Raw genomic sequence first — 11783 nt, 5'->3', positions numbered from 1 at the left:
GCGCGGGAGCGGCCGCACCGGTGATAGTCTCGATCGGTACGCCTCCGTAGCTCAGGGGATAGAGCGTTGGTTTCCGGTACCAGAAGTCGGGGGTTCGAATCCCTCCGGGGGCACACGGAAGCGAAGGGGACTCGGCATCGCGCCGGGTCCCCTTCGTCGTTCCGCGGGACCTCAGTCCTCGCGCGGGTCCTGGTCCTCGTCCGGGTGGACGGGCTGGCCGAAAGGCGGGACGCCGCCCGGTACCGCGCCGTCGTGGGTGGGGAGTTCCACATCCGGCCCCTCGTACGCGTTGTCGTCGGTGCTGCGGTCGTCGCCGGTCATGTCGCCCTCCGTCGGTCGGTGTCCTCTGTGGACGTGACGCTAACGCGACGCTCGCGCGGATGCCCGGGGTTGACAGGGCGGCGCGTCAATCCGAGACGAGCTTGAGCCCGACGATGCACGCGACGAGGCCGAGGATGAGCAGGATCTTCACCACGGAGACCGACTCGGCGCCCGTCACCATCGCCCAGACCACGGTGAGGGATGCCCCGATGCCGACCCACACGGCGTACCCCGTCCCGGTGGGGATCTCGCGCAGCGCGAAGGCGAGACCGCCCATGCTGGCGACGAGCGCGACACCGAAGGTGATCGTCGGCCACAGCTTCGTGAAGCCTTCGGAGCGCCCGAGCGCGGTGGCCCACACGGCTTCGAGCATCCCGGCGACGATGAGAACGATCCACGACAGCATCACTGACCTCCTGGCCAGTCTTGTCGCTCACCGGGTACTGAACCCTCGTCCGGAGGCCCGGTCGGGGCCTGCCGCCGAGTCTATCGAGGCTGCCTGTGCAGACCCGGTGCAGAGGCGATGGCGCCGCGCCGCTCCCCTGTCGCAACACGCCGTGCCGCGCCGCGTTTCGTGACAGGGAACGGATGCCGCGGCGCGCCGTCATCACTCCCCTGTCACAACACGCCGCGGCCCACCGCACTTCGCGACAGGGGAAGGGATGGGCTGCGGTGACGGGGACCTCGCCGCGACCGTTCTAGCGGCCGACATCATCCCCGAGGATGACCCGGGCCACCCTCGCGAAGGACGCGCCGACGAGCGCCGATTCGTAACGTCGGGGTATGGCTACCGCGACCCTCTCCACACGCTCGCATTCCGTCGCCCGCGCGGGCGGCGCGGCCTCGGCGGCCGTGCTGTCGGTGCTCGGCACGATCGTCGCCATCGGCATCGCGGCGATCGGTCTGCTCGTCGTCCCCGTCGCCCTCCTGGTGACCTTCGGCGCGTCCCTGCTCGCCCGGTTCTGACACCCGGCGCGGCGGGGCGCGGCATCCGCACCGGCTCGGCGATGCCCGCACACGGAACTGCCGTCGCACGAAGGCGGACATCCTCGTGCGACGGCAGGCCTTGCGCCGAGCGGACTCAGCCGCCCGACGGGTTCTCGATGGGAGTACCGTCCTCGTCCGTCGTGACGGGCGGGTTCTCGTCGGGCGATCCGCCGGACGCGGTGTCGGCGTCGGCGCCCTCGTCGGGGACACCCTGCGTGTTGTGCTCGTCCGAGCCGTTCGTGTCGCTCATCGCAGTCCTTCCGGTCGTTGTCGGTCACGTGACGGCGACGCTACGCAGCCGCCCGCGTCCCGCTCAGGGCCTTGACAGACCCGATCCGCCGGGGACGCTCAGAGGTCGACGGTCGCGTTGCGCCCCTCGTACGGCTCACCCGTGATCTTCGACTTGACGAGGCTGACCACCGAGGCGACGACCCCTCCCGGGCTGCTCCAGTACTCCCCCGACACCGCATCGATCTTCAGCAGCGTGACGTTCGGGTCCTCGGGGCCGTCGGGGAACCACGCCTCGACCGCGGGCGACCAGTACTCGCGCAGTCGTGCGAGGTCGTCGACCACCTCGGCGTTGCCCGCGATCGACACCCACGCGTCGTTCGTGCTCAGCGCGACGCCGACCTGAGGACGGGCGGCGACATGCGCGACGACGGACGAGTCACGACCGACAATGAACCACAGGTCGCCGTCGAACTCGCGATCCTGCACCGTCAACGGCCGCGCCGTGTGGGCACCCTCCTCGTTCATCGTGGTGACCATCGCGAAGCGGAACTTCGGCAGCAGGTCGATCAGTGTCGCGTGCGGATCCTTCTCATCGGCCATGAGGCCCTCCTTCGTCTTTCCGCCAGGCTCGCACCGGGGCGCGACGCGATCGCAGGGCTTGACACCCTCCATCGGATGCGCGACACGAGGTACCGCCGCCGCCCGACCCATGCCAGGCTCGGGCCATGACGCCGCGCTCGTTCCGCACCCTCCTCGCGATCCTCGGGACCGTCGCCGTCACGGCGTACGCCGCCGTGCTCGCCCTCCAGATCGCCGTCTGGAACCCGTTGGCGGCCGCACCCGGACTCACCCTCGACGAGATCCGCGAGGCGGCGGCAGCCCGCGGCGAGACCGTGTTCACCCCCGTCCCCTGGGTTTTCGCCGCGGTCGGTGTCGGCCTCGCGCTCCTCGTCCTGGTCCCGTCCCTCATCGTCCGTCAGGCCTCGACCCGCGCCGTGGCCGCCTCCTACCTCGCGATCATCGTCGGCGGCGCGCCCGCGTACTTCATGGCCTCGTTCGGACCCGGGATGTCGCTCGCCGACACCTTCATGATCGGCGGCGGCGATCACGCCCCGGGCGGTGCCGTGCTGATGGCGGCGAGCGCCGTCGCGGCGGTGGCCCTGGTCGTCTGGGGTGTCGCGCACGCGACGTCGGCGCGCGCGACGGCATCCGCTTCTCCCGCCTGACGGCCCGGGTCAGGGCGCCGGAACGAGGAAGACCGCGTCGAGCAGGCCCGGGTTGTGGGCGTGGACGAGTACGCCGAACACCACCGCATCGAACAGCAGGTGCACCGTCACGACGTAGGCGAGCGACTTCGTCCGCAGGAAGATGACGGCCTGCAGCAGCGCGAACGGGATCGTCAGCACGGGACCCCATGCGCGGTATCCCAGCTCCCACAGGAACGAGACGAACACGATCGCCTGCAGCACGTTCGCCGTCGCATCCGCGAAGTGACGGCGCAGCAGGGCGAAGCACGTGCAGATGAAGAACAGCTCGTCCCAGATGCCGACCGCGCCGACACCGACGAACAGGCGCGCGATGAGGTCGGGGGTGTCCACGACGGGCCAGTTCTCGTAGACGCCCGACGTGATGAAGTAGAACGGCAGGATCAGCCAGCCGAGCACGAGGACCGCGACCAGCCAGGCCCACTGCCACAGCGTCCACCGCCCGCCGCCGCGCCACGGGAACCGGATCGCATGGTCCCGGTACACGAACCGCGACACGAGGTAGGGCACGAGGACCGCGCCGCCGAGCGCCAGGGTGAAGCGCACCATCGCCGCGTCGTCGAGCTCGGCCTTCAACGGGATGACACTGACGATCAGCATCCCGATCGCGATGAGCGAGAGGTCGCGCGTGAGCGACGGGGTCCGGGCCACGCCCACCTGCGTGGACGACTCGAGGGTCGACCCCACCGAGACGACCTCACCACCACCACCCCCGCGATCGAGCAGCGCAGCGGTCCCGACTCCCGCGGCGAGGAGGATCCACCCGAGCCAGGGCGTCAGCAGCACGAAGAACGCCGGTGCCGCGAGGCAGACGAGCAGCGCCGGCACGAGGCGCACACCGACGAGCGGACGTGCTCCTGCGTCGGCGCGCACCATCAGGGCGTCCGCGGCCGGCGGCGGTACGTCAGGTCGCGGATGTCGCGCCCCTTGGCGATGCCCTTGCGCTCGAACGCGGTCATGATGCGACCCTCGAACCGCGCCGCCCACTCCCCGTCGAACGCCGCCTCGAACTCGTCGGCGCCGGCGAGGACCTCGCGCATCTGCACCGCGTAGTCCTCCCAGTCGGTCGCGAGCCGCAGCACCCCGCCGTCCCGCAGCGCGCGGGCGGCGAGCGCGGGGAATCCGTCGGCGATGAGCCGGCGCTTGGTGTGCTTGGTCTTGTGCCACGGGTCGGGGAAGAAGATCCACACCTCGTCGACGGATGCCTCGGGCAGCAGGTGCTCGAGGACTTCGGGCGCGTTCGCCTCGACGAGCCGGAGGTTCCGCACGCCCTCGCGGTCGGCGTCGAGCATCGTGCGGGCGAGCCCGGCGCGGAACACCTCGACGGCGATGAAGTCGGTGGCGGGGTCGGCCGCCGCGGCGTGCACGATCGCGTGCCCCTGCCCGGAGCCGATCTCGACGACGAGCCGGGCCGCGCGGCCGAACTCGGCGGCGGGGTCGATCGTGGAACCGGGGCGGATGCTGGTGGCCGCGGCATCCCGCTCGACCTCGAGCAGGTAGGTGCCCGAGAGCTCATCCCACGCGCGCTCCTGGGCGTCGCTCATGCGGCCGCTGCGCCGGACGAACGACACCGGCTTGTCACGGAAGCGCGGCGCGGCCTCGGGCGCATCGGGGTCGGGCATGCGACCAGGGTATCCCGCGGTGTCCTGCGCCCCCGCGGGCCGGCCCTTGCGTCGCCCGCTCATGCGGTCACGAAGTCGATGAGTTCCTCGACGCGGCCGAGAAGGGCGGGGTCGAGGTCGCGGTAGGTCGTGACGGACCCGAGGATGCGCTGCCAGTTGTGGGCGATGTCGGTCTGGTCCTCGGCCGGCCAGCCGAGGGCGCGGCTGACGCCCTTCTTCCACTCGATCCCGCGCGGCACCTCCGGCCAGGCGGCGATGCCGACCGCGCGCGGCAGCACGCACTGCCAGACGTCGATGTGGGGATGTCCGACGATCTTCAGGAACCGTCCGTGCGGACCCCGCAGGATCTGCTCGGCGATGCGCGTCTCCTTCGACCCCGGGACGAGGTGGTCGACGAGCACGCCGTAACGACGCTCCGCACTCGGCGGCTCGGCACGGAGCAGATCCTCCAGGAGGTCGACGCCCTGCAGGTACTCGACCACGACCCCCTCGATGCGGAGGTCGTCGCCCCAGACCTTCTCGACGAGTTCGGCGTCATGGCGACCCTCGACGAGGATGCGCGAGGCCCGGGCGACGCGCGCCCGCGCCTGCGGGTCGGCGAAGGAGCCGGACGCGGTACGGGTCCGTCCCGCGGGGGCTGCAGCGCGGGGCGGGACGAGCTGAACGGGCCGACCGTCGACGAGGAACCCGCCGCCGATCGGGAACAGCCGCACACGGCCGTGCCGGTCCTCGAGCTCGACGTGCCCCGCCGTCACGCCGGTCACGGCCCCCACGAAGTCGTCCAGCGCGACCTCGACGACGAGACCCCGCTCGGCGGGGACCGTCGCCACCGTGGGCCGCCCCTTGTCGCGCCATCCCGCGGCGAGCACGTCGCTTCCATACCGGTCGTCCATCGGCACCTCCGAACCGGGAAGCCTAGAGGAGGAACACAGAGGGAACGCACAGGCGCTCCGGTCGGATGCCGGTACCGAGGCATACGGGTCGCGGCATAGACTCGCGACAGGCGGTTCCGACCGCACTCGAGCGACTCCCGGAGGTCTGGACGATGCGATCCCGCCTGACGTCCGTCGTGGCGGTGTCGCTCGCGGTCCTCTTCGGCGCCGCCGTCGCCGCACCGGCCGCCGCGACCGAGCCGGTCACCCTCGACGAGACCCGTGTGCTCGACGCATCCGACGTCCTCACGGACGCGCAGGAAGCCCGCCTCGACAGCCGTCTCGCGCAGCTGCAGGACGACACCGGCCTCGGCCTGTGGGTCGTCTACGTCGACGACTTCACCGATCCCTCGGGCGCCGAGGACTGGGCGAACGCGACCGCCGAACGCAACAACCTCGGCCCGAACCAGTACCTCCTCGCGGTCGCGACCGAGGGGCGCGCGTACTACCTCTCCGCCGACTCGAGCGGCCCGATCTCCCCGGACGCCGTCGCACGCATCGAGCAGGAACGCGTGCTCCCCGCCCTGAGCGACGGCGACTGGGCGGGCGCCGGCACCGCCGCGGCCGACGGGCTCCAGGAGGCCCGGTCCGGCGGCGGTGGTGGACTCGTCTGGGTCGTGGTCATCGTCGTGGCTGCGCTGGCGGCCCTCGTCGTGTGGGCGCTCGTGCGGCGTCGACGCCGCGGGGCGGGCGCGGCATCCGGGCAGACCCAGGTCCCGCTGGAAGAGCTCGAGCGACAGGCCGGTGCCGCCCTGGTCCGCACCGACGACGCCATCTCGACGAGCACGCAGGAGCTCGGCTTCGCGAAGGCGGAGTTCGGGGATGCCGCGACGGGCGAATTCGAGCAGGCGATCGCCGCGGCGCGCGCCTCGCTGCAGCAGGCGTTCGCCCTGCAGCAGAAGATGGATGACGAGACGCCCGACTCCCCCGAGCAGCGCCGCGCCTGGTACGAGGAGATCCTCGAGCGCTCGCGCGCCGCCGAAGCGGCCCTGGCGGAGAAGGCGGGCGCGTTCGAAGCCCTGCGGGACCTCGCCGCGAACGCCCCCGAGGCGCTCGCCCGCGTGCAGCAGCGCCGCGCCGAGGTGGGCGCGCGGGCCGCGGAATCCGACGCCCGGCTCACGCAGCTCCGCGCCGCTTACCGTGCAGAGGCGCTGAGCGCCGTCGCCGACAACCCCGACCAGGCGCGCGACCGGCTGACCTTCGCCGACGCGCGGCTCGCCGAGGCGCAACGCGAGGTCGCGGCGGGCGACGGCGCTGCGGCGGCCGTCGGCATCCGGGCGGCCGAGCAGGCCGTCGCGCAGGCGGCCCAGCTGCAGGACGCGATCACGAAGCTCGCCGCCGACCTCGAGGCCGCGGAACGCGACGGCGCCGCCCTCGTCACCGAGCTCGAAGCGGATCTCGCGGCCGCGGCGGCGACACCCGATCCCGACGCCCGCCTCGCCCCCGTCATCGCCGCCACCCGGCAGAACCTCGACGCGGCGCGCGAGGATCTCACCGGCACGCACCGCGACCCGCTCGCGGCCCTCACCCTGCTCGAGCGCGCGAACACCGCGATCGACGGCGCGCTCGGCCAGGTCCGCGAGGCGCAGCAGCGCGCCGACCGCGCTCGCAGCGTGCTCTCGCAGACCCTGCTGCAGGCGAGGGCGCAGATCTCCGCCGCGGAGGACTTCATCACCGCCCGTCGCGGCGCCGTGGGAGCGACCGCGCGCACCCGGCTCGCCGAGGCCGGTGCGACGCTCGTCCAGGCCACGCAGGCGCAGGACGGCGACCCGGAACGGGCGCTCGCTCTGGCGCAGCGCGCCGCGAGCCTGGCGGAGGAGGCGACGCGGCGCGCGCAGAGCGACGTGGGCTCGTTCGCCGGCGGCGGAAACGCTGGCGGCGGGGGCGACTTCGGCGGCATGCTGGGCGGCATCATCATGGGATCCCTCCTCAGCGGCGGCGGGTCCCGTCGCTCCTCCGGCGGGTTCGGCGGGTTCGGCGGCGGCTCCTCCCGGCGCAGCGGCGGTCGCAGCGGCGGATCCATCGGCCGCAGCAGCGGCGGCTCCCGATCCCGCAGAGGAGGCGGTCGCTTCTGATCTTCCGACGCCGCAGGGCCACGACCTCCCCACCGACCTCGACACCACGACCTCCCGCTAGGAAAGGAAACACGATGGCAAAGCAGTCCATCTTCGGCCGCATCTCGACTCTGGTGAAGGCGAACATCAACGCCCTCCTCGACTCCGCCGAGGACCCGCAGAAGATGCTCGACCAGCTCGTCCGCGACTACACGAACAACATCGCCGACGCCGAGACGGCCATCGCCGAGACCATCGGCAACCTGCGTCTGCTCGAGCGCGACCACGACGAGGACGTGAAGGCCGCGGCCGAGTGGGGCAACAAGGCCATCGCCGCCAGCCGCAAGGCCGACGAGCTCCGCTCCGCCGGGAACACGACGGATGCCGACAAGTTCGACAACCTCGCCAAGATCGCCCTGCAGCGCCAGATCAGCGAGGAGAACGAGGCCCGCGCCATCGCCCCCTCGATCGCCGCACAGACCGAGGTCGTCGAGAAGCTCAAGGACGGCCTCAACGGCATGAAGCAGAAGCTCGACCAGCTGCGCTCGAAGCGCTCCGAGCTGCTGGCGCGCGCCAAGACCGCCGAGGCGCAGAACAAGGTGCACGACGCCGTCAAGTCGATCGACGTGCTCGACCCGACGAGCGAGCTCGGCCGCTTCGAGGACAAGGTCCGTCGCCAGGAGGCCCTCGCCGCCGGCAAGGCCGAGATCGCGGCGTCGTCGATCGACGCGCAGTTCAACCAGCTCGAGGACATCGGTGAGCTGACCGAGGTCGAGGCGCGCCTGGCCGCGCTGAAGACCGGCGGCAACGCCGGCGCGATCGAGCAGTAAACCCACTCGCACGGACGGCGCCGGGCCCTCGGGTCCGGCGCCGTCCTGCTCCCCGGAGGTGTTCATGACCCGTTTCGTCGTCGCCCCGCAGTGGCAGGGCTCGCCGTCCGCCCGCGCGATGCGCCTCATCGACGGCGCCGAGGCGATCGCCGACGACCTCCCCCGGTCCGCGCTCACGCGGATCGAGGTCCCCGCCGAGGCAGGAGAGGCGCTCGGCACCGGCATCCGTCGGTTCAGCACCCTCACCCGCGTGCGCGATGCGATCGCCGAAGCGCTCGACGGCGCCGACGAGCCCGCCGTCGTCGTGGGCGGCGACTGCGCCGTCGCGGTGCCCGGGATCGCGGCCGCGGCCGCGCGGCATCCCTCCCTCGCCGTCGTCTGGTTCGACGCGCACGGCGACCTGCACACCCCCGCGTCCTCGCCCTCGGGCGCCCTCGCCGGCATGGCCCTGCGCGCCGCGATCGCGCCGGGCCCGTTCACGGACGCGCCCCCCGCCGCCGGCGCGCGCACCGTCCTCGTCGGGGCGCGCGCGCTGGACGACGGCGAGGCCGACGTGCTCGACTCCTCGCCGGTCACGATGCTCGCCGCCGACGCCCTCGCCGACCCCGCGGCCCTCGCGGACGCCGTCGCCGCGACCGGCGCCGATGCGGTGTACGTCCACGTCGACCTCGACGTCCTCGACCCGGCCACGATCACGGGCGTGCTCGAACCGGTGCCGTTCGGCGCCCAGCCCGCCCAGGTCGTCGCCGCGATCGGACGACTGCGAGAGCGGATGCCGCTGGTCGGCGCCTCCGTCGCGGGTTTCGCCCCGGCGAGCCGGGACGCCGCGGTCGAGGACCTCGGCACGATCCTCCGCCTGCTGGGGGCCCTCGCGTGAGTCCGCTCCCTCCGCCCGGATGGGAGCAGCGCGCGGAGCGTGCCCTCGACCGCGGGCGACGGTGGGACCGGTGGATCCCCGGCATCCTGCTCGACTCCCCCCTCAGCCGCCTCGGATACCTGGCGGGCACCGCCTTCGGGTTCGTGTGGGGGTCGCTCTGGTCGACGGGGCGGGTCGAACGCCGTGGCGGACTCTGGGTGTTCCGCGGCATGCCCGACGCGACGTTCGGACGCGGTGGCGTCTGCGTCGGCGGCTGCTTCCTCACGGGCACCGGCTCCATCGACGACCGGCTGCTCGCCCACGAAGCGGTGCACCGGGAGCAGTGGCGGCGCTACGGCATGCTCATGCCACTGCTGTACCTGTTCGCCGGCCGCGACCCCCTCACCAACCGGTTCGAGATCGAGGCGGGCCTGGAGGACGGCCGGTACGTACCGCGCCGCTGAGGGGCGTCACGCGATGAGGATTCGGCGGAGCTCGGCGATCTCGTCGTCGCGCAGTCCGTACGCCCGCAGGTAGTCGACCGGGCCGCCGTAGCGCAGCTGCAGGTCCTCGAAGACGGCGCGCATCGCCTCCGCCGGCGAGCGCGTCGCGAGGTCCTCGAGGTGCCGCGCGTGCGGGTAGCGGGCGCGGAGGAAGCGCAGGACGGCGTCGTTGCGGGCCGCCGGCAGCAGGTGCTCGGTGCGCGCGTAGTCGGCGACGACGGCGTCCTCGTCGACCCCCGCGGCGGCGAGGACGAGGGCGACCGACAGCCCGGTGCGGTCCTTGCCGACCGTGCAGTGGACGAGCACCGGCTGCGCCGCCAGCACGGCGCGCACCACCTCGACCAGCCGGGACGCAGAACCGTCGATGAGCGCCCGGTACAGGTCGTCGAGCGAGAGGTCGTCGTCGAAGAACGAGGCGGCCGACCCGGCGAACATCGGCAGGCACACGGTCTCGACGCCGAGACCGTCGATGCGGGACGGTTCGTCGCGTCGCTCCTGCTCGTCGCGGAGATCGACGATGCGACGGATGCCGAACGCCGCGAGCCGCTCGCGGCCCTCCGAGGTCAGCCGCGCCAGGTGCCCCGATCGGAACAGGACGCCGTCCCTCGTGCGGCCGCCGTCCGCGGGCAGCCCGCCGACGTCGCGGACGTTGAAGACGCCGGGGACGTCGTGGACCGTCACGGTGTCGGCGGCGCCGGGCGCTCGGGCACGGGGTAGCGCCCCGCGATCGCGATGCGGTTGAAGGCGTTGATCGAGACGAGCAGCCAGCTGAGCGCGACGTACTCCTCCTCGGAGAGGATGCCGCCGACCCGGTCGTAGACCTCGTCGGGGACGCCCTCCTCGTGGATGAAGACGTAGGCCTCCGTGAGCTCGAGCGCCGCGCGCTCCCGCTCGGTGAAGACGCCCGATTCGCGCCAGACGGCGATCTGGGCGACGACGTCCATCGTGAGCCCCGCCTTGGCGGCGCGGTCGGCGTGCACGCGCACGCAGTAGGCGCATCCGTTCAGCTGCGAGGAATGGATGAGGGCGATCTCCCGCAGGCGGGCGTCGATCCCCGCCTCGGCGGCGAGGTCGCCGACCGTCTTGGCGAACGCCTCGAGGGCGTCGTAGGCCGGTCGGGCCGCGCGGGCCAGGTGCACGCGGTGGGGATCGCTCATGCCGTCCACCGTAGCCGCGTCCCCGCCCCGCGGGATCGACGACAATGAGGAACGTGAGCGACGACGCGTTCGACGAGTTCTCCCACCTCCCCGCGCAGGGCGACGCCCTCGGGGTCCCCGTCCCGCCGGTGCGCCGCCTGACGCACCGGCTGCCGGACGGACGGACGGTGAGCGCCCTGCGGTTCGGCGACCCGGGCCTCGCGCCCGAGGTCACGTTCCTCCACGGCGCCGGACTCAACGCCCACACGTGGGACACGACGGTCCTCGCCGCCGGTCTCCCGGCGCTCGTCCTGGACCTGCCGGGGCACGGCGACTCGTCGTGGCGCAGCGACGCCCAGTACACCGGTGACACCCTCGCCGCCGACATCGCACCCGCCGTCACCGCCTGGACCGGCGGCCGCCCGCAGACCGTCGTCGGGCACTCGCTCGGCGGGCTCACCGCCGCGGCCCTCGCGGCGCGGCATCCCGAGATCGTCGCGGCCCTCGTCCTCGTCGACATCTCCCCCGGCATCGACCCGAACGGCGCCGCCGCCTCGATCCGCGCCTTCTTCGCCGGTCCCACCGACTGGGCGAGCCGCGACGACCTCGTCGACCGCGCACTCTCGTTCGGTCTCGGCGGCTCGCGCGAGGCGGCCACGCGAGGGGTGTCGCTGAACTCCCGCATCCGCCCCGATGGCCGCGTCGAGTGGAAGCACCACTACGCGCACCTCGCGAACCGGCTCGCGGCGGACCCGGGGGCCGCCGCGGCGGTCGACGCCGCGCAGCGGGCGGATGCCGGTGTCCTCTCCGCCGCGGGATGGGACCACCTCGCCGCGGTCACCGCCCCCGTCACCCTCGTCACCGGCACGCGGGGCTTCCTCACCGAGGCGGACCGGCGCGAGTTCCGGGAGCGGATGCCGGACGCCCGCCACGTCGAGCTGGAATCGGGGCACAACGTGCAGGAGGAGCGCCCCGTCGAGCTCGCCGCGGCCGTCCGCGCGGCACATGACGGCCGGTGACCGAACTGCGCGCGCGGGACTCTAGGC

Annotated in this window: 16 protein-coding genes, 1 tRNA gene and 1 riboswitch; of the genes, 8 read left to right on the top strand and 9 right to left on the bottom strand. The window is 73.0% G+C overall.

Annotation, left to right across the window (positions count from 1 at the left end; genetic code table 11):
- Window positions 1-40: 40 nt before the first annotated feature.
- Window positions 41-113, top strand: a tRNA-Arg gene (locus AYL44_RS01310).
- A gap of 58 nt (window positions 114-171) precedes the next feature.
- Here AYL44_RS01310 and AYL44_RS14635 read toward each other — a convergent pair.
- Window positions 172-321 carry a hypothetical protein gene (locus AYL44_RS14635; RefSeq protein ID WP_197471561.1) on the bottom strand — a complete coding sequence of 50 codons (150 nt, stop codon included), beginning with the start codon at window positions 319-321 and terminating at the stop codon, window positions 172-174.
- An 85-nt stretch (window positions 322-406) separates the two neighbouring features.
- Window positions 407-724 (bottom strand): DMT family transporter, encoded by a 318-nt coding sequence (locus AYL44_RS01305; RefSeq protein WP_197471590.1) that lies wholly within the window; start codon window positions 722-724, stop codon window positions 407-409.
- Window positions 725-736: 12 nt separating this feature from the next.
- Window positions 737-800, bottom strand: a riboswitch (guanidine-III (ykkC-III) riboswitch).
- A gap of 304 nt (window positions 801-1104) precedes the next feature.
- Between AYL44_RS01305 and AYL44_RS01300 the strand changes: the two genes are divergently transcribed.
- A complete protein-coding gene (locus AYL44_RS01300) occupies window positions 1105-1287 on the top strand; it encodes a hypothetical protein (protein ID WP_064001461.1) in 183 nt (60 codons plus the stop codon).
- Between the two features lie 115 nt (window positions 1288-1402).
- On the opposite strand, the gene AYL44_RS14630 is transcribed toward AYL44_RS01300, so the two are convergent.
- Window positions 1403-1558, bottom strand: a complete 156-nt coding sequence (locus AYL44_RS14630; RefSeq protein WP_197471560.1) for a hypothetical protein — start codon at window positions 1556-1558, stop codon at window positions 1403-1405.
- Between the two features lie 98 nt (window positions 1559-1656).
- Window positions 1657-2139 (bottom strand): pyridoxamine 5'-phosphate oxidase family protein, encoded by a 483-nt coding sequence (locus AYL44_RS01295; RefSeq protein ID WP_064001460.1) that lies wholly within the window; start codon window positions 2137-2139, stop codon window positions 1657-1659.
- Window positions 2140-2264: 125 nt separating this feature from the next.
- Here AYL44_RS01295 and AYL44_RS01290 point away from each other — a divergent pair, with 125 nt between their 5' ends.
- The gene (locus AYL44_RS01290) at window positions 2265-2765 is read left to right on the top strand and encodes a hypothetical protein (protein ID WP_064001459.1); all 501 of its coding nucleotides are present in this window, start codon (window positions 2265-2267) and stop codon (window positions 2763-2765) included.
- 9 nt (window positions 2766-2774) lie between these two features.
- Here the strand turns inward: AYL44_RS01290 and AYL44_RS01285 are convergent, their stop codons facing one another.
- From AYL44_RS01285 to AYL44_RS01275, 3 genes are read right to left on the bottom strand one after another with little or no spacing between them, the layout of a single operon-like run.
- Window positions 2775-3680, bottom strand: a complete 906-nt coding sequence (locus AYL44_RS01285) for a CPBP family intramembrane glutamic endopeptidase (protein ID WP_064001458.1) — start codon at window positions 3678-3680, stop codon at window positions 2775-2777.
- Entirely contained in the window at window positions 3680-4426 is a 747-nt protein-coding gene (trmB, locus tag AYL44_RS01280) for a tRNA (guanosine(46)-N7)-methyltransferase TrmB (RefSeq protein ID WP_064001457.1), read from the bottom strand. The genes AYL44_RS01285 and trmB overlap by 1 nt, the downstream gene beginning before the upstream one ends.
- A 59-nt stretch (window positions 4427-4485) precedes the next feature.
- Entirely contained in the window at window positions 4486-5319 is an 834-nt protein-coding gene (locus tag AYL44_RS01275) for a DUF3097 family protein (protein WP_064001456.1), read from the bottom strand.
- A 152-nt stretch (window positions 5320-5471) separates the two neighbouring features.
- Between AYL44_RS01275 and AYL44_RS01270 the strand changes: the two genes are divergently transcribed.
- From AYL44_RS01270 to AYL44_RS01255, 4 genes are all read left to right on the top strand, one after another.
- Window positions 5472-7433, top strand: coding sequence for a TPM domain-containing protein (locus AYL44_RS01270; RefSeq protein WP_064001455.1), 1962 nt, complete (start codon window positions 5472-5474; stop codon window positions 7431-7433).
- Between the two features lie 74 nt (window positions 7434-7507).
- On the top strand, window positions 7508-8242 hold the full coding sequence (locus AYL44_RS01265; protein WP_064001454.1) for a PspA/IM30 family protein: 735 nt from the start codon (window positions 7508-7510) through the stop codon (window positions 8240-8242).
- Between the two features lie 64 nt (window positions 8243-8306).
- Entirely contained in the window at window positions 8307-9119 is an 813-nt protein-coding gene (locus tag AYL44_RS01260; RefSeq protein ID WP_064001453.1) for an arginase family protein, read from the top strand.
- Entirely contained in the window at window positions 9116-9562 is a 447-nt protein-coding gene (locus AYL44_RS01255) for a hypothetical protein (protein WP_064001452.1), read from the top strand. Before AYL44_RS01260 ends, AYL44_RS01255 begins: the two co-directional genes overlap by 4 nt.
- A gap of 6 nt (window positions 9563-9568) precedes the next feature.
- Here AYL44_RS01255 and AYL44_RS01250 read toward each other — a convergent pair whose 3' ends face one another.
- Together AYL44_RS01250 and AYL44_RS01245 are read right to left on the bottom strand one after the other, a co-directional pair.
- Entirely contained in the window at window positions 9569-10282 is a 714-nt protein-coding gene (locus tag AYL44_RS01250; protein ID WP_064001451.1) for a tyrosine-protein phosphatase, read from the bottom strand.
- Window positions 10279-10758, bottom strand: coding sequence for a carboxymuconolactone decarboxylase family protein (locus AYL44_RS01245; protein ID WP_064002416.1), 480 nt, complete (start codon window positions 10756-10758; stop codon window positions 10279-10281). The genes AYL44_RS01250 and AYL44_RS01245 overlap by 4 nt, the downstream gene beginning before the upstream one ends.
- Window positions 10759-10811: 53 nt before the next feature.
- Here AYL44_RS01245 and AYL44_RS01240 point away from each other — a divergent pair, with 53 nt between their 5' ends.
- Complete coding sequence (locus AYL44_RS01240; protein ID WP_419865906.1) at window positions 10812-11756, top strand: alpha/beta fold hydrolase; 945 nt, start codon at window positions 10812-10814, stop codon at window positions 11754-11756.
- Window positions 11757-11783: the final 27 nt, after the last annotated feature.

Origin of the sequence: Microbacterium oleivorans (assembly GCF_001644225.1) — a bacterium.
In the GTDB taxonomy this organism is placed as follows: domain Bacteria; phylum Actinomycetota; class Actinomycetes; order Actinomycetales; family Microbacteriaceae; genus Microbacterium; species Microbacterium gawkjiense.
This window is presented reverse-complemented; position numbering and strand designations above follow the sequence as displayed.

What these genes read in the sequence shown, in the direction of transcription:
- AYL44_RS01300 (WP_064001461.1), top strand. Translation starts at nt 1,105, where the DNA reads ATGGCTACCGCGACCCTCTCCACACGCTCGCATTCCGTCGCCCGCGCG.
- AYL44_RS01295 (WP_064001460.1), bottom strand. Translation starts at nt 2,139, where the DNA reads ATGGCCGATGAGAAGGATCCGCACGCGACACTGATCGACCTGCTGCCG.
- AYL44_RS01260 (WP_064001453.1), top strand. Translation starts at nt 8,307, where the DNA reads ATGACCCGTTTCGTCGTCGCCCCGCAGTGGCAGGGCTCGCCGTCCGCC.
- AYL44_RS01270 (WP_064001455.1), top strand. Translation starts at nt 5,472, where the DNA reads ATGCGATCCCGCCTGACGTCCGTCGTGGCGGTGTCGCTCGCGGTCCTC.
- trmB (WP_064001457.1), bottom strand. Translation starts at nt 4,426, where the DNA reads ATGCCCGACCCCGATGCGCCCGAGGCCGCGCCGCGCTTCCGTGACAAG.
- AYL44_RS01290 (WP_064001459.1), top strand. Translation starts at nt 2,265, where the DNA reads ATGACGCCGCGCTCGTTCCGCACCCTCCTCGCGATCCTCGGGACCGTC.
- AYL44_RS01285 (WP_064001458.1), bottom strand. Translation starts at nt 3,680, where the DNA reads ATGGTGCGCGCCGACGCAGGAGCACGTCCGCTCGTCGGTGTGCGCCTC.
- AYL44_RS01265 (WP_064001454.1), top strand. Translation starts at nt 7,508, where the DNA reads ATGGCAAAGCAGTCCATCTTCGGCCGCATCTCGACTCTGGTGAAGGCG.
- AYL44_RS01275 (WP_064001456.1), bottom strand. Translation starts at nt 5,319, where the DNA reads ATGGACGACCGGTATGGAAGCGACGTGCTCGCCGCGGGATGGCGCGAC.
- AYL44_RS14630 (WP_197471560.1), bottom strand. Translation starts at nt 1,558, where the DNA reads ATGAGCGACACGAACGGCTCGGACGAGCACAACACGCAGGGTGTCCCC.
- AYL44_RS01245 (WP_064002416.1), bottom strand. Translation starts at nt 10,758, where the DNA reads ATGAGCGATCCCCACCGCGTGCACCTGGCCCGCGCGGCCCGACCGGCC.
- AYL44_RS14635 (WP_197471561.1), bottom strand. Translation starts at nt 321, where the DNA reads ATGACCGGCGACGACCGCAGCACCGACGACAACGCGTACGAGGGGCCG.